The organism is Methylibium sp., assembly GCF_031393925.1.
Lineage (GTDB): Bacteria > Pseudomonadota > Gammaproteobacteria > Burkholderiales > Burkholderiaceae_C > Methylibium.
Genome location: NZ_JANMWL010000232.1, coordinates 1 through 24566, shown reverse-complemented (window position 1 = coordinate 24566; position 24566 = coordinate 1). Strand labels below are relative to the sequence as shown.

At 65.3% G+C, this 24566-nt stretch carries 23 protein-coding genes and 2 pseudogenes; 11 read left to right on the top strand and 14 right to left on the bottom strand.

Annotation, left to right across the window (positions count from 1 at the left end):
• Positions 1 to 21: 21 nt before the first annotated feature.
• The 6 genes from RMO12_RS12250 to RMO12_RS12225 all read right to left on the bottom strand — a co-directional run bounded on the left by RMO12_RS12250 (position 22) and on the right by RMO12_RS12225 (position 6933).
• Positions 22 to 1563 (bottom strand): 2-isopropylmalate synthase, encoded by a 1542-nt coding sequence (locus RMO12_RS12250; protein WP_309625626.1) that lies wholly within the window; start codon positions 1561 to 1563, stop codon positions 22 to 24.
• A 197-nt stretch (positions 1564 to 1760) separates the two neighbouring features.
• Positions 1761 to 2606, bottom strand: a complete 846-nt coding sequence (pssA, locus tag RMO12_RS12245; protein WP_309625630.1) for a CDP-diacylglycerol--serine O-phosphatidyltransferase — start codon at positions 2604 to 2606, stop codon at positions 1761 to 1763.
• 8 nt (positions 2607 to 2614) lie between these two features.
• The gene (locus RMO12_RS12240; RefSeq protein WP_309625629.1) at positions 2615 to 3256 is read right to left on the bottom strand and encodes a phosphatidylserine decarboxylase; all 642 of its coding nucleotides are present in this window, start codon (positions 3254 to 3256) and stop codon (positions 2615 to 2617) included.
• A gap of 165 nt (positions 3257 to 3421) precedes the next feature.
• On the bottom strand, positions 3422 to 4438 hold the full coding sequence (gene ilvC / locus RMO12_RS12235) for a ketol-acid reductoisomerase (RefSeq protein ID WP_309639509.1): 1017 nt from the start codon (positions 4436 to 4438) through the stop codon (positions 3422 to 3424).
• 39 nt (positions 4439 to 4477) lie between these two features.
• Complete coding sequence (gene ilvN, locus RMO12_RS12230; RefSeq protein ID WP_309639508.1) at positions 4478 to 4969, bottom strand: acetolactate synthase small subunit; 492 nt, start codon at positions 4967 to 4969, stop codon at positions 4478 to 4480.
• A 173-nt stretch (positions 4970 to 5142) separates the two neighbouring features.
• Positions 5143 to 6933 (bottom strand): acetolactate synthase 3 catalytic subunit, encoded by a 1791-nt coding sequence (locus tag RMO12_RS12225; RefSeq protein ID WP_309639507.1) that lies wholly within the window; start codon positions 6931 to 6933, stop codon positions 5143 to 5145.
• Positions 6934 to 7186: 253 nt separating this feature from the next.
• Between RMO12_RS12225 and RMO12_RS12220 the strand changes: the two genes are divergently transcribed.
• The 6 genes and pseudogenes from RMO12_RS12220 to RMO12_RS16015 all read left to right on the top strand — a co-directional run bounded on the left by RMO12_RS12220 (position 7187) and on the right by RMO12_RS16015 (position 10497).
• Positions 7187 to 7753 carry an RNA polymerase sigma factor gene (locus RMO12_RS12220; RefSeq protein WP_309626733.1) on the top strand — a complete coding sequence of 189 codons (567 nt, stop codon included), beginning with the start codon at positions 7187 to 7189 and terminating at the stop codon, positions 7751 to 7753.
• Complete coding sequence (locus tag RMO12_RS12215; protein WP_309639506.1) at positions 7750 to 8202, top strand: DUF3619 family protein; 453 nt, start codon at positions 7750 to 7752, stop codon at positions 8200 to 8202. Before RMO12_RS12220 ends, RMO12_RS12215 begins: the two co-directional genes overlap by 4 nt.
• Before the next feature lie 7 nt (positions 8203 to 8209).
• On the top strand, positions 8210 to 8944 hold the full coding sequence (locus RMO12_RS12210) for a DUF3106 domain-containing protein (protein WP_309639505.1): 735 nt from the start codon (positions 8210 to 8212) through the stop codon (positions 8942 to 8944).
• Positions 8913 to 9452, top strand: coding sequence for an RDD family protein (locus RMO12_RS12205; protein WP_309626729.1), 540 nt, complete (start codon positions 8913 to 8915; stop codon positions 9450 to 9452). The genes RMO12_RS12210 and RMO12_RS12205 overlap by 32 nt, the downstream gene beginning before the upstream one ends.
• 67 nt (positions 9453 to 9519) lie before the next feature.
• Positions 9520 to 9900 (top strand): diacylglycerol kinase, encoded by a 381-nt coding sequence (locus RMO12_RS12200; RefSeq protein ID WP_309626728.1) that lies wholly within the window; start codon positions 9520 to 9522, stop codon positions 9898 to 9900.
• An 11-nt stretch (positions 9901 to 9911) separates the two neighbouring features.
• Positions 9912 to 10497: pseudogene (locus RMO12_RS16015) on the top strand (TIGR00730 family Rossman fold protein).
• A gap of 12 nt (positions 10498 to 10509) precedes the next feature.
• Here RMO12_RS16015 and RMO12_RS12190 read toward each other — a convergent pair.
• Both RMO12_RS12190 and RMO12_RS12185 read right to left on the bottom strand, forming a co-directional pair.
• The gene (locus RMO12_RS12190; protein WP_309626727.1) at positions 10510 to 10848 is read right to left on the bottom strand and encodes a P-II family nitrogen regulator; all 339 of its coding nucleotides are present in this window, start codon (positions 10846 to 10848) and stop codon (positions 10510 to 10512) included.
• Positions 10849 to 10884: 36 nt separating this feature from the next.
• Complete coding sequence (locus RMO12_RS12185) at positions 10885 to 12567, bottom strand: NAD+ synthase (RefSeq protein ID WP_309639503.1); 1683 nt, start codon at positions 12565 to 12567, stop codon at positions 10885 to 10887.
• Between RMO12_RS12185 and RMO12_RS12180 the strand changes: the two genes are divergently transcribed.
• Positions 12566 to 13768, top strand: coding sequence for a GNAT family N-acetyltransferase (locus tag RMO12_RS12180; RefSeq protein WP_309639502.1), 1203 nt, complete (start codon positions 12566 to 12568; stop codon positions 13766 to 13768). The two genes, RMO12_RS12185 and RMO12_RS12180, sit on opposite strands and share 2 nt — an antisense overlap.
• Here the strand turns inward: RMO12_RS12180 and rocD are convergent.
• From rocD to ppa, 3 genes are all read right to left on the bottom strand, one after another.
• A complete protein-coding gene (gene rocD / locus RMO12_RS12175; RefSeq protein WP_309639501.1) occupies positions 13752 to 14978 on the bottom strand; it encodes an ornithine--oxo-acid transaminase in 1227 nt (408 codons plus the stop codon). The genes RMO12_RS12180 and rocD overlap by 17 nt on opposite strands.
• 66 nt (positions 14979 to 15044) lie before the next feature.
• Positions 15045 to 17792, bottom strand: a complete 2748-nt coding sequence (locus tag RMO12_RS12170; protein WP_309639500.1) for a pitrilysin family protein — start codon at positions 17790 to 17792, stop codon at positions 15045 to 15047.
• A 103-nt stretch (positions 17793 to 17895) separates the two neighbouring features.
• Positions 17896 to 18435 (bottom strand): inorganic diphosphatase, encoded by a 540-nt coding sequence (gene ppa, locus RMO12_RS12165; protein WP_309639499.1) that lies wholly within the window; start codon positions 18433 to 18435, stop codon positions 17896 to 17898.
• Positions 18436 to 18691: 256 nt separating this feature from the next.
• Between ppa and RMO12_RS12160 the strand changes: the two genes are divergently transcribed.
• The 3 genes from RMO12_RS12160 to RMO12_RS12150 all read left to right on the top strand — a co-directional run bounded on the left by RMO12_RS12160 (position 18692) and on the right by RMO12_RS12150 (position 21720).
• Complete coding sequence (locus tag RMO12_RS12160; RefSeq protein WP_309639498.1) at positions 18692 to 20854, top strand: sodium-translocating pyrophosphatase; 2163 nt, start codon at positions 18692 to 18694, stop codon at positions 20852 to 20854.
• Positions 20855 to 21016: 162 nt separating this feature from the next.
• The gene (locus RMO12_RS12155; protein WP_309639497.1) at positions 21017 to 21331 is read left to right on the top strand and encodes a type II toxin-antitoxin system prevent-host-death family antitoxin; all 315 of its coding nucleotides are present in this window, start codon (positions 21017 to 21019) and stop codon (positions 21329 to 21331) included.
• Entirely contained in the window at positions 21328 to 21720 is a 393-nt protein-coding gene (locus RMO12_RS12150) for a type II toxin-antitoxin system VapC family toxin (RefSeq protein WP_309624129.1), read from the top strand. Before RMO12_RS12155 ends, RMO12_RS12150 begins: the two co-directional genes overlap by 4 nt.
• A 92-nt stretch (positions 21721 to 21812) precedes the next feature.
• Here RMO12_RS12150 and RMO12_RS12145 read toward each other — a convergent pair whose 3' ends face one another.
• Together RMO12_RS12145 and RMO12_RS12140 are read right to left on the bottom strand one after the other, a co-directional pair.
• Positions 21813 to 22139 carry a hypothetical protein gene (locus tag RMO12_RS12145; protein ID WP_309639496.1) on the bottom strand — a complete coding sequence of 109 codons (327 nt, stop codon included), beginning with the start codon at positions 22137 to 22139 and terminating at the stop codon, positions 21813 to 21815.
• A gap of 39 nt (positions 22140 to 22178) precedes the next feature.
• Positions 22179 to 22439 (bottom strand): hypothetical protein, encoded by a 261-nt coding sequence (locus RMO12_RS12140; RefSeq protein ID WP_309639495.1) that lies wholly within the window; start codon positions 22437 to 22439, stop codon positions 22179 to 22181.
• A gap of 65 nt (positions 22440 to 22504) precedes the next feature.
• On the opposite strand from RMO12_RS12140, the gene RMO12_RS12135 reads away from it, so the two are divergent.
• Complete coding sequence (locus tag RMO12_RS12135; RefSeq protein ID WP_309639494.1) at positions 22505 to 24289, top strand: hypothetical protein; 1785 nt, start codon at positions 22505 to 22507, stop codon at positions 24287 to 24289.
• Positions 24290 to 24296: 7 nt separating this feature from the next.
• On the opposite strand, the pseudogene RMO12_RS12130 reads toward RMO12_RS12135, so the two are convergent.
• Positions 24297 to 24566: pseudogene (locus tag RMO12_RS12130) on the bottom strand (dihydrolipoyl dehydrogenase); the annotation flags it as partial.

Below are 24566 nucleotides of genomic sequence, written 5' to 3'. Positions count from 1 at the left end.
GCGCGTGAAGTATTGCGGCGATCAACCCTGAGCTGCGACGCGTTCCGTCTTGTTGTGCAATTTGTTCAGTCCGGACAGATAGGCCTTGGCCGATGCCACGACAATATCAGGGTCAGCACCAACGCCATTGACGACGCGGCCCCCATGCTGCAACCGCACGGTCACCTCGCCCTGCGATTCCGTGCTGCCGGACGTGATCGCATTGACGGAATACAGCAGCAGTTCCGCACCGCTCTTGACCTGCGACTCGATCGCTTTGAGGCTGGCGTCGACCGGGCCGTTGCCATCGCTCTCGGTGTGGTATTCGACGTCACCGACAGCGAATGTCACCTTGGCGTGCGGGCGCTCGCCGGTGCCCGACTGCTGCTCGAGCGACAACAGCCGGTAGGTCTCATGCTCGTGCGTGACGCTCTCATCGCCGACCAGGGCGATGATGTCCTCATCGAAAATGTCGCTCTTGCGGTCGGCCAAGTCCTTGAAGCGTGCAAAGGCCGCATTGACGTCCGCCTCGGATTCAAGCGCGATCCCGAGTTCATGCAGACGCTGCTTGAAGGCGTTGCGGCCGGAGAGTTTGCCCAGGACTATCTTGTTGGCACTCCAGCCCACGTCTTCGGCGCGCATGATCTCGTAGGTGTCGCGCGCCTTGAGCACTCCGTCCTGGTGGATGCCCGAGGCATGCGCAAAGGCGTTGGCACCGACCACGGCCTTGTTCGGCTGGACAATAAAACCGGTGGTCTGCGAAACCAGGCGCGAAGCCGGCACGATCTGGGTCGTGTCAATGCCAACGTCAAGGTCGAAATAGTCGCGTCGGGTGCGCACGGCCATCACCACCTCCTCGAGCGAACAATTGCCGGCGCGCTCGCCCAGACCGTTGATCGTGCATTCGACCTGGCGGGCACCGCCAATCTTCACGCCGGCCAGCGAGTTCGCCACCGCCATGCCGAGATCGTTGTGGCAATGCACCGACCAAATCGCCTTGTCGGAATTCGGCACGCGCTCGCGCAGCAACTTGATGAAGTTGCCGTACAGCTCGGGAATGGCATAGCCGACGGTGTCGGGAATGTTGAGCGTGGTGGCGCCCTCCTTGATCACCGCCTCGAGCACGCGACACAGAAAGTCGGGGTCCGAGCGATAGCCGTCCTCAGGTGAAAACTCGATGTCGTCGCAGAGGTTGCGCGCAAAACGGATCGACAGGCGCGCCTGCTCCAGCACCTGCTCGCGCGTCATGCGCAGCTTTTTGTCCATGTGCAATTCGCTGGTCGCGATGAAGGTGTGGATACGCGCGCGGGAGGCTCCCGCGAGCGCCTCGGCTGCGCGGGCGATGTCTCGGTCGTTGGCACGCGCCAGCGAGCAGATGGTCGACTCCTTGATCGCATCGGCTATGGCCTTCACCGCCGCGAAGTCGCCATTGCTGGAGGCGGCGAAACCCGCCTCGATCACGTCGACCCGAAGCCGCTCGAGCTGCCTGGCGATGCGCAGCTTCTCGTCCTTGGTCATCGATGCGCCCGGCGACTGCTCGCCGTCACGCAACGTGGTGTCGAAGATGATGAGCTTGTCGGCCATGAATTTCTCCTTCGAGAGACAAAAACAAAACGGCCCGCGTGAAGGATGCGCGCGGGCCGTGAGTGCAAATCTAGGTGACGTGTGCAGTCAGCGCGCGCGCAGCACTCCTGGCAGTAGTAGCTGTGCGGCGGGGCGAAACATCATGGAAATGAATATAGCACGCGGCTGGCAATCAATTAACGCGGCCGCGCAAACGCTCAGCGGTGCAGACCTTCTTCGTCGGGCTCGTGCGTCGACGTTGAGAACACAGTGACCGGCTTGCCTTTGGTCTTTCTCCACGCGTAGACCACGTAACCCGACAGGCCATAACAGACGAAAAGGCTGAACAAAACAAGCGGTGGATGCAAGTTGACCACCGCAATGAACAGCGCGATCGCCACGATCACGATGAACGGCACGGTGCGTTTAAAGCTCACGTCCTTGAAGCTATAGAAGGGCACATTGGTCACCATCGTGAGGCCCGCATACAGCGTGAAGCCAAACGCCGTCCACGACAACCACTCGATGGCGCCGGCCTCCTTGAACCCCGAGTCGTCCATCAGCCAAATGAAGCCGGTGACCAGCGCCGCCGCCGCTGGGCTGGGCAGCCCCTGAAAGAAACGCTTGTCGACCACGCCGATGTTGGTGTTGAAGCGTGCCAGCCGCAACGCCGCGCCCGAGCAATAGACGAACGCAGCGATCCAGCCGAGCTTGCCCAACCCGCGCAGTGCCCATTCATAGACGATCAACGCCGGCGCGGCACCAAAGCTCACCATGTCCGACAAACTGTCCATCTGCTCGCCGAACGCGCTTTGCGTGTTGGTCATGCGGGCGACGCGGCCATCGAGGCTGTCGAGCACCATGGCGCAGAAGACGCCGATCGCCGCCTGGTCGTAGCGACCGTTCATGGCCATCACGATCGCGTAAAAACCGCCGAACAGGCCAGCGAGCGTGAACAGGTTGGGCAGGATGTAGATCCCCTTGCGACGCGGCCGACGCGGCGGCTCATCGCTCTCCTCGTCCCTCTCATCGAGATCGAGTTCGTCGTGGCTGCCGTCGTGCATGTTCGCGCTCACCGCGCCAGCGTTGCCAGGATCGTCGACGTGGCCGAGACTTTGTCGCCGGGGGCGACGCGCGCAATGGCGTCGACCGGCAAATAGACATCCACCCGAGAGCCGAACCGAATGAACCCGTAGCGCTGGCCGCGCGCCAGCGTATCGCCCACCTGCACGTAGCAAAGAATGCGCCGTGCGATCAAGCCGGCCACCTGCACAAGCGTGACGGTCTGCCCCCAGGCATCGATCACCACCGCGTTGCGCTCGTTCTCGGTGGACGCCTTGTCAATATCGGCGTTGATGAACTGCCCCGGGAAATATTGGACCTTGGTGACGGTGCCATCGACGCTGGAGCGGTTGCTGTGCACGTTGAATACGTTCATGAACACGCTGATGAGCAGCGCGTCGCGGTCCGCATAAGGATCGCGCACCTTGTCAATCTTGACGATCCGACCATCGGCCGGCGACAAGATCACATTCGGCTCAGTCGGGATCGGTCGCGGCGGATCACGAAAGAACTGCACCACGAAAACCAGCACGAGCCAGAACAGCAGTGCAATAAGCCCGCCCATGAAGAACGACGCGAACACCGCAACGAAGAAGGCGACCGCGATGTGGAACCAGCCTTCTTTGGCCAAGAGCGGATGCGGGTAGTTCATGGAGAGAAGGATACCGCAGCGCCTTAAGCGAGAAGGCCGCGAACCTTGCAGTTTCGCGGCCTGAAGCAGCATGGAAAAACACCCAACCCGGGTCTCTGGCGGGACCGGCATGCCTGCCGGTCGAGCCGGCCGCGCATCGCCGCCGCGGTGCTCGCGAAGGCGGCTCTAGTTGCGACTCTTGTCCACCAACTTATTTGCCTTGATCCACGGCATCATGGCGCGCAGCTTTTCGCCCACCACCTCGATGTCGTGCTCGGCGGTGAGCCGACGGCGCGACTGCAGGGTCGGTGCGCCGGCACGGTTTTCGAGGATGAAATTCTTGGCGTATTCGCCGGTCTGGATGTCCCTGAGCGCCTTGCGCATGGCGGCCCGCGTTTCATCGGTCACGATCTTCGGCCCCGTCACGTACTCGCCGTATTCGGCGTTGTTCGAGATCGAGTAGTTCATGTTGGCGATGCCGCCCTCGTAGATCAGGTCGACGATGAGCTTCAGCTCGTGCAGGCACTCGAAGTAAGCCATCTCCGGCGCGTACCCGGCTTCGACCAGGGTCTCGAATCCGGCCTTGATCAGCTCGACCGTGCCGCCGCATAGCACGGCCTGCTCGCCGAACAAGTCGGTTTCGGTTTCCTCGCGGAAATTGGTCTCGATGATGCCGGCCTTGCCGCCGCCGTTGGCCGCGGCGTAACTCAGCGCCAGGTCGCGCGCGCGGCCGCTCTTGTCGGCATGCACCGCAATCAGGTGGGGCACACCGCCGCCTTGCGTATAGGTGTTGCGCACCGTGTGGCCCGGCGCCTTGGGCGCGACCATCCACACGTCGAGATCGGCGCGCGGCACGACTTGCCCGTAATGCACGTTGAAGCCGTGCGCAAAAGCGAGCGAGGCGCCCTGTTTGATGTTGGGCTCGACATCGTTCGCGTAAACCGCGGCGATCTGCTCGTCGGGCAACAAGATCATCACGACATCAGCGCTCTTGACGGCTTCGGCCACCTCGGCCACCTTGAGCCCGGCCTTCTCGACCTTGTTCCAACTGGCGCCGCCGCGGCGCAGGCCGACCGTGACCTTGACGCCACTGTCGTTGAGGTTTTGCGCATGCGCATGACCCTGCGAGCCGTAGCCGATGATTGCCACGCTCTTGCCCTTGATCAGGCTCAGGTCGGCGTCCTTGTCGTAATAGACCTTCATAAGGTTCTCCTGTCGAAATTCAAAATCAAAAAATGCGGGTTACACGCGCAGGATGCGCTCGCCACGGCCAATGCCGCTGGTACCGGTGCGCACCGTCTCCAAAATGGCGGTGCGGTCCACTGCGTCGATGAAAGCATCGAGCTTGCTGGCGTCGCCAGTCAACTCGACGGTGTAAGTCTTTTCCGTCACATCGACGATGCGCCCCCGGAAGATGTCGGCCATGCGCTTCATTTCGTCGCGCTCCTTGCCGACCGCTCGAACCTTGATGAGCATCAGCTCGCGCTCGGTGTAGTGCCCTTCGGTGAGGTCGACCACTTTCACGACTTCGATCAAACGGTTCAAGTGCTTGGTGATCTGCTCGATCACGTCTTCGGAGCCGGAGGTCACGATGGTCATGCGCGAGAGCGAAGGGTCTTCCGTGGGCGCGACCGTCAGACTCTCGATGTTGTAGCCGCGCGCGGAAAAAAGCGCCACGACGCGCGACAGCGCACCCGGTTCGTTCTCGAGCAACAAGGCAATGATGTGCTTCATGATGAATCGTCCTTCGCGCTCTTCAGACCGGCGGCGGTAACCGCAGGCCCTTGGCCACGCGCTTCGATGTTTGATGACAAACGAACGTCCGGTCGACCGAACCGCCGTGTTTAACGCGCTCCTGACGGAAGGCCGGAAAGCCTCTCGCCCTCGCGCGGCGCACATGGCGGCCGCTACAGGTCTTCCGAACCCAACAGCATCTCGGTGATGCCCTGCCCCGCCTTGACCATCGGCCAGACGTTTTCGGTCGGGTCGGTGCGAATGTCGAGGAACACGGTGCGATCCTTGAGCTTGATCGCCTCCTTGAGCGCCGGCTCTACGTCAGCGGGCTTTTCCACCAGCAGGCCGACATGGCCGTAGGCCTCGGCCAGCTTGACGAAGTCGGGCAGCGCATCCATGTAGCTGTGCGAATAGCGACCGCCGTAGTCGAGCTGCTGCCACTGGCGCACCATGCCGAGATAGCGATTGTTGAGCGACACGATCTTGACCGCCGTGTTGTATTGCAGACAGGTCGAAAGCTCCTGGATGCACATCTGGATCGAACCTTCGCCGGTGACGCAAAACACGTCCGACTCGGGCTTGGCCAACTTGATGCCCATGGCGTATGGCAGCCCGACACCCATCGTGCCCAGGCCGCCGGAATTGATCCAGCGACGCGGCTCGTCGAAGCGGTAGTACTGCGCTGCCCACATCTGGTGCTGGCCGACATCCGAGGTGATGTAGGTGTCGCGATCGCGAGTGAGATCCCAGAGTTTCTCAATCACGAATTGCGGCTTGATCAAATCCGGGGAGTCCTTGTACTTCAGACACTCGCGCCCCCGCCAATCGGCGATCTGCTTCCACCAAACCGACAGCGCCTGCGCGTCGGGGCGCACCTGTGCCTCCTTGATCTGCACGATCAACTCCTGCAGCACGTCCTTCACGTCGCCGACGATCGGGATGTCGACCTTGACGCGCTTGGAGATCGATGACGGGTCGATGTCGATGTGGACGATCTTGCGCTCGACCGAAGCAAAGTGCTTGGGGTTGCCGATGACGCGATCGTCGAAACGCGCACCGACGGCCAGCAGCACATCGCAGTGCTGCATGGTCATGTTGGCCTCGTAAGTGCCATGCATTCCGAGCATGCCGAGAAAGCGTGGATCGGTGGCAGGGAAGGCGCCCAGGCCCATCAACGTGTTGGTGCAGGGGTAGCCCAGCAAGTCGATCAGTTGGCGCAGCTCCGCCGAGGCATTGCCCAGGATCACGCCGCCGCCGGTGTAGACGTAAGGCCGCTTGGCCGCTAGCAGCAGCTGCACCGCCTTGCGAATCTGGCCGCTGTGGCCCTTCTTCGCGGGGTTGTACGAGCGCATCTCGATCTGCGCCGGGTAGTGGAAAGGCGCCGTCTTGAGCGACACGTCCTTGGGCACGTCGACCACCACCGGGCCCGGACGGCCGGTACGGGCGATGTGAAAGGCTTTCTTGAGCGTGATCGCGAGGTCGCGCACGTCCTTGACGAGGAAATTGTGCTTGACGATCGGACGGGTGATACCGACCGTGTCGCATTCTTGGAAGGCGTCCAGGCCGATGGCCGGTGTTGGCACCTGCCCGGTGATGATCACCATCGGGATGGAGTCCATGTATGCGGTGGCGATGCCGGTGATGGCATTCGTCACGCCGGGACCCGACGTCACAAGCGCGACGCCGACGTCGCCGGTTGCCCGCGCATAACCGTCGGCGGCGTGAATGGCGGCCTGCTCGTGGCGCACTAGCACGTGCTTGATCGAGTCCTGCTTGTACAGCGCGTCGTAGATGTACAGCACGGCGCCACCGGGGTAGCCCCAGAGGTATTTGACCCCTTCGGCTTGCAGGCAGCGGACCAGAATCTCAGAGCCGTTGGGCTCCGCAGAGGATGTGGTGGAGTGCGGCGGAGCCCGGCCATCAGCGATCTGGGCCCGCTTGATTTCCGCGGCAGACATGTCCATGTGTGAACCTCTTGGAATTTCTCTGACGAAACACCTTCGGCGCCCCTCTTCGCACCCTTCTGAGGTGGATGTGGAGCCTGCGCGGTCTGTGCAAACGCTGCCCGGGTCGGGCAGCGTTTGAAGACCAAAAGAGCGTTGTGCGGGGCAACATTATGGCATCGGCCGCGCACCGCTTTTGAGCGTCGATGCCGCACGGAAGTGCAATGACATAATCGCGCGCCTCTCAATGCCATGGCCCCGGTGGCCGAGCCCCTTGGCATCCGACAAAGAACTCAGCGATTTCCTAAAGAGCGTCGAACGACGCGCCTTCAAACGCGCCGTCTATGCGGTCCGCGACGACGACGCAGCCCTCGACATCGTGCAGGATTCGATGATCCGGCTCGCCGAGAAATACGCCGACCGCCCGCCCGCCGAACTCACGCTGCTGTTCCAGCGCATTCTTTCGAATGCGACCATGGACTGGTTTCGCCGACAGAAGGTGCGCAGGGCAGTCATGCGCAATTTCTCCGATTTCGAATCGCCCGGAGAAGACGGCGACTTCGATTTGCTAGAAACCCTGGCGGCGGCAGGTGGTTCTCTCAGCGTGGAAAGCCCCGCCGACAGCGTCTCGCGGGCCCAGACCTTGCAAGCCATCGAAGCCGAGGTCGCGCGGTTGCCAGGGCGTCAACGGGAGGCCTTCATCCTGCGTTACTGGGAGGAACTCGATGTCGCCGAGACCGCCTTGTGCATGGGTTGCTCGGAAGGCAGCGTCAAGACCCACTGCTCGCGGGCGGTTCACAGTCTGGCGCAGGCCTTGAAGGCAAAGGGAGTGCAAGCATGAACAACTCGACGAACTTCACCGCCACCGAGGGTCGGCTCGATGTCCAAGCCATCGAGACCCGCTACGCGCTGCGCGTGGCGGCACGCCTGACGGAGCAAACGCACTCCCTGCCGCACGACGTGATCGAGCGCCTGCGTTTTGCGCGCGAACGTGCGCGGGAGCGCGCCCGCCAGGTTGCGCTCCGCTCAGCGGCGTCGGTCACGGGCTCTGCCGGCGGCACGTTGACGCTCGGAGGCGCGGGCGGCGAGACCGGCTGGTGGTGGCGCGTGGCATCGTTGGCGCCGGTGCTGGCATTGGTGGCGGGGCTGGTGCTGATCCAGCAACAAAACGACAGCGAACAGACCCGGCTCGCCGCGGACATCGACGCCGCGCTGCTAGCCGACGACCTGCCGCCTGTCGCCTACACCGATGCCGGGTTTGCTGAATTTCTGCGCCAAGCGCACGACTGAGCCGGCCGTGTCGTACCGGATCACGGCCTGCTCCGCGCCGCTGCTCGCGCTGGCGATGATGCTGGCGAGCGCCGCTCACCAGCGTGCCGAAGCCCAACCGCAAGGCGTGGCGCGTCCCACTGTGAACTCAGGCGCCTCATGGGCTGCCCTGAGCCCGGCGCAGCGACTTGCTCTCCAGCCACTGGAGCGCCACTGGAACACGATCGAGGTATCTCGCCAGCAAAAGTGGCTTGAGATCGCAGCGCGCTTCGACCGCATGTCGCCGGACGAGCGAACTCGCGTGCAGCAGCGCATGAGCGACTGGGTAGGCCTGAGCGCCAAGCAGCGCAATGAAGCACGCCAGAACTTCCAGGGCGCGCAGGAACTCAGCGCCGGGGAGCGGCAGGCGCGCTGGCAGACCTACAACGAGCTGCCAGAGGACCAGCGTCGCGGACTGGCGGCGCGCGCCAAGTCCGGCTCAGCAACGGCGCCCAAACCGTCGCCGCCAAGCGGTACCGCCAAGGTCAACACCGTACCCAACCCGCTGATCGAGTCGCGCAGGACGCCGGGCAGCACGCCCAGCGTGGTGCAGGCACGCCCCGGCGCCACCACCAACCTGATTTCCACCAAGCCGGCCCCGCCCCTGCACCAGCAGACAGGTCTGCCGAAGGTGGCCGCCACGCCGGAGTTCGTGGACTCCACCACGCTGCTGCCGCAACGTGGGCCGCAGGGTGCCGCGACCGATCCGCGTCGTCGGCCCTGAAGTGGTCTTGCCACCGACGCCGGGCGTGGGCCGGCGGCTTGCCTGCTTCGTCTACGAGGGTGTGCTGCTGTTCGGCGTGGTGATGCTCGCCGACTACCTGTTCGCCACCCTCAGCCAGCAGCGCCACGCGCTGCAGCAACGCGAAGTCGGCATGGCCTTCCTGTTTGTGGTGCTCGGTATCTACTTCAACTGGTTCTGGTCGCACGGCGGTCAGACGCTGGCGATGAAGACGTGGCACATCCGCCTTGTTGCGCACAACGGTGGCGCCGTCTCGCAGCGGCGCGCCGTCGCACGCTACCTGTCGAGCTGGGCCTGGTTCCTCCCGCCGTTGGCGCTCGTGCAGTGGATCGGCGTCGCAGCCCTCGGTGTGGGCGGCACCGCCGCGATGGTAGGTGCATACGTGCTGGTCTACGCCATGCTGTCGTTGGCGAACTCGCAGCGCCAGTTCTGGCACGACGTCTGGTGTGCGACGCGGCTCGTCGACGTGCGGCCTGCGGCGCGGCATTGAGCCGCCACCCGCGCGCCTGCGCGTCGAGTCATGGTCGGGCCACCGACTCGTCTTACCATCGTCCGCCATGACCAACCCACACAAAGGGCGCACCGGCCTGGACCGCGTAATTCGCGCCACCGGCTATTCGGTGCATGGCCTGCTATTGGCCTACCGGGGCGAAAGTGCGTTCCGCCAAGAAGTCTGGGTGGCCGCCGTGCTCCTGCCGGGGGCGTTCTGGGTCGGTCGCAGCTGGATCGAGATCTCGCTGCTAGTGGGCGCGGTTCTGCTGGTGCTGATCGTGGAGCTGCTCAATTCCAGTATCGAAGCGGCCATCGACCGCGTCGGCTACGAACTGCACGACCTGTCCAAGCGTGCCAAGGACCTGGCGAGCGCCGCAGTGATGCTCTCGGTCCTGCTATGCGTCGGCGTCTGGGCCGCCGCGCTGTGGCAGCGCCTTGCCACGTGAATACGCGATCAATGGCGCCGACCTTCACCGTATGCATCTACTGCGGCGCGCGCGATGGCAGATCGCCGCTCTACCGCAAAGCCGCGCAACACGTCGACCGCGTCATTGGCGAGCGGGGTTGGCGCATGGTCTACGGCGGCGGCAAGGCCGGTCTGATGGGCGCCGTGGCCGACGCGGCGCTGGCCGCCGGGGCGTCGGTCGTCGGCGTGACCGCGCTCGCTCATGGAGCGCGAGGTCGGGCACCGCGGCCTGAGCGAGCTCCATGTGGTCGAGACGACGCACCAGCGCAAACAAATGATGGCCGAGCGCGCCGGCGCCTTTTTGACCTTGCCCGGCGGCATCGGCAGCATGGAAGAACTGTTCGAGGTCTGGAGCTGGCGGCAGCTCGGCTACCACGACCAGCCGATCGGCCTGCTTGATGTGGACGGCTACTACCAGTCACTGCACGCCTTGATGCAGCGCATGCTCGCCGAAGACTTCGTCTCGGCGTCGACGCACGCCATGCTCGCAATCGGCGACGACCCGGTGGAACTGCTGGAGCGCTTGGCCGGGCAAGCGCGGCACTCGCACGGCCGTGACGACTACGGCTGCATATGAACGCGCCGGCTCTTAAACAGCCGCCTCGTCCGTCTCGCCGGTGCGGATGCGCACCACTTGCTCCACCGTCGTCACGAAGATCTTGCCGTCGCCGATCTTGCCTGTCTTGGCGGCCTTGACGATCGCCTCGATGCAGCGCTCGACGTCGGCGTCCTTGACGACGACCTCGACCTTCACCTTCGGCAGGAAATCGACCACGTATTCGGCGCCGCGGTACAGCTCGGTGTGGCCCTTCTGACGGCCAAAGCCCTTGACCTCGGTGACGGTCAGTCCCGACACGCCGACCTCGGCCAACGCCTCACGCACTTCTTCGAGCTTGAAGGGCTTGATGACGGCGGTGATCTGCTTCATGACGGGCTCCGGCAAAGGTATTCAATTGAGCCGGATTTAAGCACGGAACTTCGACGTGATCGGGTAGCGCCAGTCGCGGCCGAAGGCCCGGTGCGTGATGCGAATTCCGACCGGCGACTGCCTGCGCTTGTACTCGTTGACCCTGATCAGCCGCGTGACGCGCTCGACGTCCGCGGGTGCGAACCCGGCCGCGACGATCTCCTCGGCGCCCTGGTCCTGCTCCATGTAGCGCGCCAGGATCGCATCGAGCACTTCGTAGGGCGGAAGACTCTCCTGGTCGGTCTGGTCGGGTCGCAGTTCGGCCGATGGCGCGCGGGTGATGATGCGCTCGGGAATCACCGGCGCCGCCCCCTGCGCGTTGCGCCATGCGGCCAGTTCGTACACCAGCGTCTTGGCCACGTCCTTGATGACCGCGAAGCCGCCCGCCATGTCGCCGTACAGCGTGCAGTAGCCGGTGGCCATCTCGCTCTTGTTGCCGGTGGTGAGCACGATGCGCCCGGACTTGTTGGACAGGGCCATGAGCAAGGTACCGCGCACGCGTGCCTGGATGTTCTCTTCGGTCGCATCCTCGGGCAGACCGGCAAAATCTGCGGCCAAGCCGGCCTTGAAGGCCTCGAACATCGGCGTGATCGTGATCTCGTCGTACTGCACGCCCAGGCGAGCGGCCATGTCGCGCGCATCGATCCAGGAGATGTCGGCGGTGTAGGGCGAGGGCATCATCACGGCCCTGACCTTGTCGGCCCCGAGCGCGTCGACCGCGATCGCCAACACCAGGGCCGAATCGATACCACCCGACAGTCCGATGATGGCGCCCGGAAAACCGTTCTTGCCGAGGTAGTCGCGCACGCCGGTGACGAGCGCTCCCCATGCCTGCGCTTGGCGCGTGGGCGCCGGTGCCAAGGGCCCCTCGATGCTGCCGTCGGCCTTCACGTCGACCAGCAGCAACTCTTCCGTGAAGCTCGCGGCCCGCGCGCGCACCGCGCCGCTTGCATCGAGCGCGAACGAGCCTCCATCGAACACGACCTCGTCCTGCCCGCCCACCAAGTGGGCATACAACAAGGGCAAGCCGGTGGCCCGCGCCCGCTCGGCCATGCGTTGCTCGCGCTCCTCGGCCTTGCCCAAATGAAACGGAGACGCGTTGATGACCGCCAGCACCTGCGCACCCGCCGCCTTGGTCGCCGCGGCCGGCTCTTCAAACCAGGCGTCCTCGCAGATCAGGATGCCCACGCGCAAGCCCTGCGCCTCGATCACCACCGGCCCGAAACCAACGTCGCGGCCGGAGACGAAATACCGGCGCTCATCGAACACCTGGTAGTTGGGCAGTTCGCGCTTCGCATACGTCGCCATCACGCGGCCACCCGAAAGCACCGAAGCGGCATTGACCCGCCGCTGCACTTCGAGCGAGCGCGTGCGAACATCCCCCAGCGGGTCGAGCGAGCGCGGATGGCCCACCACGAGTTGCAGCCCGGGCAAGTCGACCAAGGCAGCCGCGCACGCCGCTAGCTGCTCCTCGCAGGCGCGCATGAAGGCCGGGCGCAGCAGCAGGTCTTCGGGCGGATAACCGGTGAGCGAAAGCTCGGGCGCGATGACCAGCGCCGCGCCGCGCGCATGCGCCTGGCGGGCCAGTTCGACGATGCGCAATGCATTGCCGGCGAGGTCTCCGACCGCGGCATTGAACTGGATCAGCGCAACGGTGAGCGAAGCAGCAGTGACAGGCATGAAGCGGACGAGAGAAACGAAGGCGATCGATGGTAACGCCGGGTCCGAAGCGTGGACGGTCGAGGTACGTGAGGACCCCGCGCGCGTCGACGCTGCGCAATGGGACGCGCTGGCCGAGAACAGCGCCTCGGCCACGCCCTTCATGCGCCATGCCTACCTCGCGGCCCTGCACGAGTCGGCAAGCGCCGTGCCGGCGACCGGCTGGTCACCGCAGTTCCTGACCATCGAGCGCAGCGGCCGCCTCGTGGCCGCCTGCCCGCTCTACCTCAAGAGCCACTCCTACGGCGAGTACGTGTTCGATTGGGCCTGGGCCGACGCCTATGAGCGCAACGGCCTGCGCTACTACCCCAAGCTGCTGGCCGCCGTTCCGTTCACGCCGGTGCCCGGCGCGCGCTTGCTCGCCGCCGACGGCCGGGCGCGCGGTATTTTGCTGCGTGCCATGCGCCAGCTTGCCGAACAGAACGATCTTTCATCGGCGCACGTGCTTTTCCTGGACGACGACGACCGCGCCACGGCCGAATCGGCCGGCTGGATGCTGCGCAGCACGGTGCAGTTCCACTGGACCAATCGCGCGCCGCAGCCGTACGCCGATTTCGCGGAATTCCTCGCCACCCTGCAGCGCGACAAGCGCAAGAAGATCCAGCAGGAGCGGCGCTACGTTCGCGAGGCCGGCGTCGAGTTCCAGGTCCGACTCGGCACGCAGATCGCGCCCGCGGACTGGGATTTTTTCTACCGCTGCTACACCGCCACCTACCGCGCCCACCGCTCCACGCCCTACCTCACTCGAAACTTCTTCGAGCGCATGGCCCGCTCGATGCCCGAGCACTGGCTGCTGTTCACCGCGCGGCGCGCCGGCGTTGCGATCGCCACCTCGCTGATCGCGCTCGACCCCCGCCGCGGCCATGCTTATGGTCGCTATTGGGGTGCGCTCGAAGCGGTCAACTGCCTGCATTTCGAGGCCTGCTATTACCAGCCGCTGGCCTGGTGCATCGAGCATGGCTACGCGCGCTTTGAAGGCGGCGCCCAGGGCGAACACAAGATGGCGCGCGGCCTGTTGCCGGTGCGCACGTATTCGGCCCATTGGCTGGGCGATGCGCGCTTTGCCGACGCGGTGCAGCACTTTCTCGAGCGCGAAGGCGCGGGCGTCGAGTCCTACGTGAGTGAACTCGACGAGCGCAATCCGTTCAAGCCAGCGCCCTGATCACGCGGTCGAGTGCCGCGACGGCCTCGTCGATCTCGCGCGCACCGATCACCAGCGGCGGCGCGAGCCGCACCACCGTCCCGTGCGTGTCTTTGGTGAGCACGCCCTCGCGCATGAGGCCTTCGCACACGCGCCGCGCGGTCGCGAAGGCCGGGTCGATCTCCACGCCGACCAATAAGCCCTTGCCGCGAATGGCGACGATTGCCGGGTGAGCCAGCGCGTGCAGGCGCTCCATCAGCAACTCACCGCGCGACGCCGCGCGTTCGGCGAGCCGTTCGTCAACCAGCACCTGCAGCGCCGCATCGCCGACCGCGGCGGCGAGCGGATTGCCGCCGAAGGTCGAACCATGGTCACCGGGCTTGAACACCGCCATCACGTCCTCGCGCGCCAGGAAGGCGCTCACCGGCAGCAGCCCGCCGCCGAGCGCCTTGCCCAGGGTGAGGCCATCCGGGCGCACGCCTTCGTGGTCGCACGCCAGCAGCTTGCCGGTGCGGCCCAGGCCGGTCTGGATCTCGTCGCAGATCATCAGGACGTTGTGGCGCGTGCAGATTTCGCGCACCGCCCGCAAGTAGCCGGCCGGCGGCACGACGATGCCGGCCTCGCCTTGGATCGGCTCGACGAGAAAGGCGCAGGTGTCGGGTGTGATCGCTGCCTCCAGCGCCGCCGCGTCGCCGAACGGCACGATCAAGAAGCCCGGCGTGAACGGGCCGAAGCCGCTGCGGTACTGCGCCTCGCTCGAAAAACCGACCAAGGTGGTGGTGCGCCCGGCGAAGTTATTGCCCGCGACGATCACTTGCGCGCGCTCCTCGGCGATGCCCTTGACGGTGTAACCCCACTTGCGCGCCGCCTTCAGCGCGGTCTCCACCGCTTCGGCGCCCGAGTTCATCGGCAGCGCCCGGTCCATGCCGGTCAGCATGCAAAGCCGCTGCAGAAAAGGGCCGAGCCGGTCGGAATGAAAGGCACGCGAGGTCATGGCCAACTGCCGTGCCTGAGCAATGAGCGCTTCAACCAGCCGAGGGTGGCCGTGGCCGAAGCTCACCGCCGAATAGGCCGACATCATGTCCAGGTAGCGCTTGCCGTCATCGCCCCACAGGTAGACGCCCTCGCCGCGCGTAAGCACGACGGGCAGCGGCAAATAGTTGGCGGCACCGAAGCGTTCTTCCAGGGCAATCGGGCTGGCGGACAAGGTCGAACCAGGGCGGGCGGTCATGGACAAATTTTCCGATGTTCGTGCGCTCGCCCAGCGCACAAAAGGCGCAACGGCCCTTGCCTTCGCCTACGGCGCCTTGAAGTCGCCACCGAGCGCATAGACGAATCGGTCGGGCTGCAGATACTTGCGCAGCGCGGCATTCACCTGCTCCAGCGAGGCGGCAGCGATGGCCTCGTCGACCCGCTGCGAAAGCGCGAAGTCGCGACCCAGGTGCAGGTTGCTCGCCAGCCCGGCGGCAAGGCGAGCGTCCTGCGCGCGCGACAGGCGCCGCGCGCTGACGAGACCGTTCTTCGCTTCGTCCAGTTCGGTGGCGGTGTAGCCATCCTTCAGCGCACGCGCAACTTCTTCCTTGAACGCCGTCTCCACCTTGGTGCGATTTTGCGGCGCGAAGATGGCTGATGCCTGCCAGGTCGAGTTGGGCTCCTGCTGGGCCCAGCCGACGCTGCTGTGGACGCCGTAGCTCAGACCCTCCTGCTCACGGATGCGCTTCCACAAGCGCGAACTGCCGCCGCTTCCGAGGATGTGGTTGGCGATGGTGAGCGCGGGGTAATCGGGGTCGGTGTCCATCAGCGGCACCTGCAGCTGCACCGCCATGGTGGCGTTTTGCTTGTCGGGCGTCGGCAGCACCAGGCGCGCGGGCGACACCGGCATCAGCGGCTTCGGCACGCGCGCATACGGCACGCTGCTCTTCCAGTCGCCGAACGCTGCCTCGAGTGCGCGCTTCGTAGTCGCGACATCAATGTCGCCGCTGGCACCGAACTCGGCATGGCTTGCGCCGTAGAACTGGCGATGAAAGTCGCGCAGTTGCTCGGGCTTCACCGCTTTCAGGTCGGCCACCAGCTCGTCAAAACTGCGCGCGTGGCGCACATCGCCGCGCGGATAAGGGTCACCATGGCGCTCGATGGCGTTGGCGACCACGGCCTCCGGTTCCTTGCGCTGCTGCTCGACGGCAGTGAGCGCCTGGCTACGCTGCTCTTCCAGCACGGCCACCGGAAAGCTCGGCTCGCGCAGCAACTCGCCCACCAGCGCGATCACCGCCGGCAGGTTCTCGCGCCGAGCCGTGATGTTGAGCGCGACCGCTCCGGTGCCGGGTGAAACCGACAGCTCCGATTGCAGTTGATCGAGCCGGTCGCGGATCTGTTGGCGCGTCAACTTGGCGGTGCCTTCGTCGAGCATGGAGGCGACCATCGCGGGCACCTCCCCCTGGTTGGCGAGGCTTTTTTCGTCGCCGAAGTGCAGCACCAGACTGGCGCGCACCGCGCCGCCACGCGTCGGCTTGGGCAGCAACGCCGCCTTCATGCCGCTGGCCAGGGTGAAGCGCTGCGTGTTGGCGTCGATGTTGGCCGGCGAAGTGTCGAACGAGGCCACCGCCGCGGCGGCAGCCTGCGGCTTGAAGCCCTTGAACTGCGCGGCAATGTCGGGCTGCTGCGGCGCCGGCGCGCGTTGTGGTTGCTCGGTCGGGATGTAGGTTGCCAGCGTGCGGTTGGAAGCCAGCAACCGCTCGGTCGCGACGCGCTGCACATCGGCCAAAGTGAGCGCCTTGATGCGGTCGCGCGTCAAAAAGAACAAGCGCCAGTCGCCCTGTGCGACCGACTCCGACAGCGCGACGCCGATCGTTTCGGGATTGGTGAACGACAGCTCCCAGCTCTTCAACCAATTTGTCTGGGCGCGCTGCAGTTCCTCGGCCGTGATCGGCTCGGTTGCCACCGACTCCAGCACCGACAGGAACTCGGCGCTGCTCTTGGCCACGTCTTGCCCCGGCGCAAGCTGCGCAATGAAGAGTGCTGCGCCCGGGTCGTACAAACCGAAGGCGTCCGCACCGACGCTGGCCGCTAGTTGCTTTTCGACCAGGCGCTTGTGCAGGCGACCCGAGGGCGCATCGCCCAGCACCAAGGCCAGCACCTCCATCGCCGCGAAATCGAGGTGCGACGCTGCCGGGATGTGATAGCCCGCATAGAGCAGCGGCGTGCCGCCCACGCGGCGCAGCGTGATCGCACGCTCACCGTCCTGCACCGCGTCGAGTGTGTAGAGCTCGGGCAGTACGCGCTTTGGCTTGGGTATCGGCCCGAAGAATTGCGTTACCCAGCGCAGCACCTGCGCGTTGTCAAACTTGCCCGAGACGACCAAGGTCGCGTTGTCGGGTTGGTAGTGGCGGCGGTAGAACGCCTGCAGGTTCGCGATGTCGACGTTCTCGACATCGGTGCGTGCGCCTATCGTGTCCTTGCCGTAGTTGTGCCAGTGAAACATCGACGCCAAGGTCTTCTGGTAGAGGATGCGCCCCGGGCTGTTCTCGCTGCGCTCCATCTCGTTGCGCACCACCGTCATTTCGGTGTCGAGATCCTTCCTGGCGATGAAGCTGTGCACCATCGCGTCGGCATGCCAGGACAGGAACCACTTCAGGTTGTCGTCGTTGGTGGCGAAGCTCGCGAAGTAGTTGGTGCGGTCAAACCAGGTGCTGCCGTTGGCACGCAGGCCGCGCTTGTTGAACTCGGCCCAGACGTTGTGATTGGTCGGCGTGCCCTTAAAGATCAGGTGTTCGAGCAAATGCGCCATACCCGTCTCGCCGTAGTTTTCGTGGCGCGATCCGACGTGGTAGGTGAGGTTCACCGTCGTCGTGGGCTTGGAATCGTCGGGCACCAGCAGCAACTGCAGGCCGTTGCCGAGGCGGTACTCGGTGATGCCCTCGACCGCGGTCACGGTCTTCACGCCCTGGGGCAGGACGGGCACCGCCGGAGGCGGCGCGGCAAGCGCGGTTTGCGTGATTTGCGTCAGGGCGAGTGCGGTCATGCAGGCAAGAAGTAGCTTCGTGAACATGGGGGCGGGCCTCGCCGAGCGAGGCATGCGAGAGGTGCCGATGAGTGTAGCCAGCGCCCCATGTCCGGCGCGGCGCACGGGCATGGGGCGCCGCAGGGTGCGCTCAGTCGCCTTCGTGCACCTTGTAGCTGGCGATGCCGGCGCTGATTTCGGCCCGGGCTGCCTCCGGGCCCTCCCAGCCGTGAATCTTGACCCACTTGCCGGCCTCGAGGTCTTTGTAATGCTCGAAGAAATGCTGGATCGCCTTCAGGCGCATCTGGTTGATGTCCTGCGGCTTCTTCCAGTGGTCGTAGATCGGCAGGATCTTGCTGGTGGGCACCGCCAGCACCTTGGCGTCGCCGCCGGCCTCGTCTTCCATCTTGAGCACGCCGATGGCGCGGCAAGTGACCACCACGCCGGGCGACAAGGCGAACGGCGTGATCACCAGCACGTCGACCGGGTCGCCATCGTCCGACAAGGTCTGCGGCACGTAGCCGTAGTTGCACGGGTAGTGCATGGCTGTCGTCATGAAGCGGTCGACGAACAGGGCGCCGCTGGCCTTGTCGACCTCGTACTTGATCGGGTCGGCGTTCATCGGGATCTCGATGATCACGTTGAACTCATCGGGGGCGTTGGCGCCGGGGGTCACGTTATGCAGGCTCATGATGCTGGTGTGATCGCGGGGAAGCCCGAATTCTATGCAGCCGGCTGTCTTTTGCCCGACTCCATGGATCAGGAGTGCATCACAACGCCTTGTCACCGCTGGAAAATATCATGCGGACTTGATTGCGACTTGCAAGGGCTTCCCTTAGCATCCGCCGGCAACGCGCCAGGCGCGCCCTTCAAGCGGCGCGGCCGGCAAGAGCGCGTGCGGCCCTACCACCCTAGGACCTCTCAAGAAGAGGAAGGAGACTCCGCTCATGTCCAGTTCTTTGGCGCTCGTATTCGCGCTCGTTTGTGGCCTCGCGGCCGTGATCTATGGCTTCGTCCAGCGCGGCTGGATCCTGCGGCAGGACGCCGGCAACGCGCGCATGCAGGAGATTGCCGCAGCCATTCAGCAAGGTGCTGCCGCTTACCTGGCACGCCAGTACAAGACGATCGCCATCGTCGGCGTGATCCTGGCGGTGCTGATCGGCTTCTTCATCGACCCCACCACCGCCATCGCCTTCGTCTTTGGTGCCGTGCTCTCGGGCGCCTGCGGCTTCATCGGCATGAACGTTTCGGTGCGTGCCAATGTGCGCACCGCACAGGCCGCCACGCGCGGCATGAAGGACGCGCTCGACGTCGCCTTCAAGGGTGGCGCGATCACCGGCATGCTGGTGGTTGGCCTGGGCCTGCTCGGCGTGGGCATCCTGTTCTGGTTTCTCACCGGCAACGGGCAAGTGACACCCACGAGCGGCCTGTCGGTGGCGCTCAAGCCACTGCTCGGCTTTGCGTTCGGCGCCTCGCTGATCTCGATCTTCGCGCGGCTGGGCGGCGGTATCTTCACCAAGGGCGCCGACGTCGGCGCCGACCTGGTGGGCAAGGTCGAAGTCGGTATCCCCGAGGATGACCCGCGCAACCCGGCGGTGATCGCCGACAACGTGGGCGACAACGTCGGCGACTGCGCCGGCATGGCCGCCGACCTGTTCGAGACCTATGCGGTCACCTTGATCGCTACCATGGTGCTGGGTTCGTTGCTGATCCTGTCGGCGCCGATGGCCGCGGCGCTCTATCCGCTCGCGCTCGGCGGCTTTTCGATCATCGCCTCGATCATTGGCTGCAGCGTGGTCAAGGCCACGCCCGGCATGAAGAACGTGATGCCCGCGCTCTACAAAGGCTTGATCGTGGCGGGCGTGATCTCGCTGATCGGCTTCTACTTCATCACGCTGTGGGTGATGCCCGACAACGCCATCTACGCGAGCGGCACGCAGCTGCGCCTGTTCGGTGCGGCGGTCGTGGGCTTGGTGCTGACCGCGGGGCTGGTCTGGATCACCGAGTACTACACCGGCACGCAGTACCCGCCGGTCAAGCACGTGGCGCAGGCCTCGACCACCGGCCACGGCACCAACGTGATCGCCGGCCTGGGCGTCTCGATGCGCTCCACCGCTTGGCCGGTGATGTTCGTCTGTGGCGCGATCCTCGCGTCCTACCAGTTGGGCGGTCTCTACGGCATCGCCATCGCGGCGACCTCGATGCTGAGCCTGGCCGGCATCGTGGTGGCCCTCGACGCCTACGGCCCGATCACCGACAACGCCGGTGGCATTGCCGAGATGGCCGACATGCCTCCCAGCGTGCGCGCCATCACCGACCCGCTCGACGCGGTGGGCAACACCACCAAGGCGGTCACCAAGGGCTATGCCATCGGCTCGGCCGGCCTGGCCGCACTGGTGCTGTTTGCTGACTACACACACACGCTCGAGGCGGCCGGCAAGCTGGTGAGTTTTGACCTCAGCAACCCCTCGGTGATCGTCGGTCTCTTCATCGGCGGCCTGATCCCCTACCTGTTCGGCGCCATGGCAATGGAAGCCGTTGGCCGCGCTGCGGGTGCGGTGGTGGTGGAAGTGCGGCGCCAGTTCCAGGACGGCGCCATCATGGCCGGCAAGCGCAAACCCGATTACAGCGCCGCCGTCGACATGCTGACCACGGCGGCGATCAAGGAAATGATCATCCCGAGCCTGCTGCCGGTGGCCGTGCCGATTGCCGTGGGCATGCTGCTTGGTCCGGCCGCGCTTGGCGGCTTGCTGATGGGCACCATCGTCACCGGCCTGTTCGTCGCCATCTCCATGTGTACCGGCGGTGGCGCCTGGGACAACGCCAAGAAGTACATCGAGGAAGGCAACTTCGGCGGCAAGGGCTCCGACGCGCACAAGGCGGCGGTGACCGGCGACACGGTGGGTGATCCCTACAAGGACACCGCCGGCCCGGCGGTCAACCCGCTCATCAAGATCATCAACATCGTGGCGCTGTTGATCGTGCCGCTGCTGCCCGCTGCCGGCGGCAAGCCGCACGCGGAGGCGCCAACGGCCAAGCCGGTGGCGGCCGTGGTTGCCATTGCGACCGCGTCGGTGGCCATCGCGCCGACGGTGCTCAACGCGCGCTGACGCTCATTCCTTTGCTTTGCTTTGCAAGGCCCGCTTCGGCGGGCCTTTTTGATTTCAGCGTCACGTCGCTGATCGACATGAGCCCTCACCGAGAACGCGCGGCGCATTTTCGTACTTGGTCAAGTTGGCTAAAATGGCACGTCACGACCCAGGGAGCGCGCCATGCAAGTGAACATGCTCGAAGCCAAGACCCAGTTGTCCAAGCTGGTCGAAGCCGTCTTGCGTGGCGAAGAAGTCGTGATCGCCAACCGGGGCAAGCCGGTGGTCAAGCTCGTGCGAGCCGACCCGCCGGTGAAGCGGCAATGGGGCGCATGGGCCGGCCTGATGACGGACGCGGAGATCGAACATGCGTTCTCACCCGAGGTCGACGCCGAGATCGCCCGCGAGTGGCTCGAAGCCATCGACCGTCCGTTGAAAGCCGGCGTGAAGCCTCGGCCTCGCAAGCCGACCGCCAGGCTTCGACGCGCGGGCAAGTGAAGCGCTTCCTGCTCGACACCCACGTGGTCGTGTGGGCGTTGACGGACCCGCGCAGGCTCGCACCCCGCACTCGCGACATCCTGGAATACGAGCCCGTCTTCGTCAGCGCGCTCAGCATTTGGGAGATGCTGCTCAAGCACGGCCAGGGCCGGATGAAGCTGCCCCACGGCCCGCTGATCGGCGTGATCGAGCGCGCCGGAGCCCGGCTGCTGCCCTTGAAACCAGAGCATGCCGAAGCCGGCGCGATGTTGGGTGCCATGCATGGTGACCCGGTCGATCGGATGCTCGTCGGCACGGCGCGTGTCGAGGGCATGGTGCTGCTGACGCGGGACGCGCAGATCCTCGAGCGTGCCGCGCCTTTGCTCGGCACATTGCTGATGCAAGCCTGAGCGACATGGCGAGCGCCAAGGTCGACCCGAGTCTGCTGCAGCGGGCCAAGCGAAGTGCCAAAAGGAGGGCCCTTAGCCGGCCGCCCTCGAAATCAGCCCAACTGCTCGAGCGCCTCGCCAAGGCCGGCCGCGAAGAGGATGTCAAGGCGGCATGGGCCAAGTGCTTCGAGCTTGAGATCAACACGTCTGATGACCACGATCTCTACACCGAGCAGGTGTTGTTCGAGTTCAAGTTCCAGCGCAACTTCGACCAGCCGGCGCAGCGCGCCGCCGTGCTGGCGCAGCTGCTCTACTACGTGCGCCGGCTCAAACTGGGCGGCTCGACCAAGGGCATTCCACTGGGCTTCTGCTTGGCCGACCGCACCACCGCGGTGCTGGGCGACATTGCGGACTGGCGCGACCTCTACACCGACGCCCACGAGCGCTACGACTGGGACCTGCGCCCTTCCAGCCCCGACCTACTGCTGGTCGCCGCCGTGCAGGCGCATGCGCGCTTCGACTCGCTGCACGTCTATCACCTCGACCAGGCTGAAGAGGCCGCCTTCCTGATCGATCGGCTGGCGCAGCGCTTCACGCCTCAGGTGCGGCTCGACTTTGCCGACAAGAAGCTGATCACCGAAGACAATTTCGAGGACGTTTACGCCTACTGGAACGCGGTGTTCGGCGAGTCGGTGAAGAACGGCTACAAGTCCTCGCGTTACTTCGTGGCCGACATCCACGAGGGCCGCTCGCGGCTCATCGCCGACGAAGGCAAAGTGTTCTTCCAGGTCGGCGCAGCGAAGAGGTGCGAATCAAGCGCATCCTGGCACAGGACTACGAGCACTTCTGGAGCCTGTACGAGAAGCTGCGCGACCCCGCGGTCGTTCGCGGCATCGTCGCCAAGATCGACCGCCTCACTGAAAACGTCGATCGCCGCAAGCAGGGCGAGTTCTTCACGCCCCTGCCGTTCGCGCGCAAGGCGGTGGAGTACATCGAGCGCGAGGTCGGCCGCCACTGGTGGCGCGACGACCGCACGCGCCTGTGGGACATGGCGGCCGGCACCGGCAACCTGCAGTACCACCTGCCGGCCGAGGCCCTACCCTCTTGTTACTTGTCCACGCTGTATCCCGAAGACGTCGAGCACTGCGGCCGTCTGCTCCCGGGCGCGACGGTGTTCCAGTACGACTACCTGAACGACGATGTCGGCAACGTGTTCGACGACGAGGCCGATGGCCCTCAAGGCCCGCTCGACTTTGGCGGCGAGCGCACCTGGAAGTTGCCGCAGCGCCTGCGCGACGAGCTCTCCAACCCCGCTCTGCGCTGGATCGTGCTGATCAATCCGCCCTTCGCCACGGCTCAGCAGGGCGGCGCGAGCGGTGCCAACAAGACCGACGTGTCGATGACCCGGGTGCGCGAGCGCATGCATGCACGCGACCTCGGTGAGACGAGCCGCGAACTGTTCGCTCAGTTCCTGTTTCGGATCCGACGCGAATTCGCGGGGCGCACCGCATGGCTGGGCCTGTTCTCCAAGCTCAAGTACGTCAACGCCACCAACGACCAGCGCCTGCGCGACGCGGTATTCCGCTACGGCTATCGGCGCGGCTTCATCTTCTCGTCGGTCAACTTCGACGGCACCTCGCGCACGAGCCAGTTCCCGGTCGGCTTTCTGCTTTGGGATCTGACGCACGACCAGGTACTCGAGTCCCAGTCCATCGAGGTCGATGTGTTTGACACGAAGGTGCAGAAGACCGGCAGCAAGCGGCTCACCAGCGCCCACCGTGACGGCTTCCTGTCGCGCTGGATCGCGCGGCCCGACGGCGTGGCTCGGTTCCCGCCGTTCTCCTCGGCGATCACGATCAAGGAAGCCGGCCCCGACATCCGCGACCGCATCGGGCACGACTTCCTCGGTTCGCTGATGTGCGCAGGCAACGACGTGCAGCACCAGAACATGACCGCCCTGTTCTCCGGCCCCTACGCGAGCGCCGGGGGCCACAGCATCACGCCGACGGTCTTCGTGCGCTCAATGGTCGTGCATGCGGTGCGTCGCCTGCCCAAGGCCGAGTGGCACAACGACCGCGACCAGTACATGAAACCGGCGGTGGATCCACTGCCCGAGGCCTTCGAGAACGACTGCGTGGTCTGGAGCCTCTACTCCAACAGCAACAACACCGTCGCGATGCGCGACGTGGCCTATGCCGGCCAGACCTGGCAGGTGCCCAACCAATTCTTCCCCGTGCTGCTGGCTGCGCTGCGCAGCTGGGGCGTGAGCGACAGCGAGATTGCGCTGCAACTGCCCGGAGCGCAGGACCGCTTCGTGGCGCGGTGGTTGGTGGGCCGTCCGCTATCGGCCGAGGCCGGCGCGGTGTTGGCGGCCGGGCTCGCCGTGTGGCGGCTTTACTTCGCTCAGCTGCACCAGCTGTGCACCGCTCGCTTCAAGATCGCCACCTGGGACGCGGGCTGGTGGCAGGCGCGAAGCGCCTTGCTCGACCGCGGCATGGCAGCGCCGGAACTGGCGGCACTCAAGGCCGCGCACGACACGCTGAAGGCCAAGCTGCTGCCGCAGGTCGCAGACCTGGGCTTTTTCGGCTGAAGGCGATCTACGTCCGCCGCGGCGGCGGCAGATCGGTACAGGAACCGTGCGCCACCTCGGCCGCGAGGCCGATGCTTTCGCCCAGCGTCGGATGCGGATGGATCGTCTTGCCGATGTCCACCGCGTCGCAGCCCATCTCGATGGCCAGCGCCACTTCGCCGATCAGGTCGCCCGCATGGGTGCCGACGATGCCACCGCCGACGATGCGGTGCGTCGCTTCGTCGAACAACAGCTTGGTAAAGCCCTCGTCGCGGCCGTTGGCGATGGCGCGGCCCGA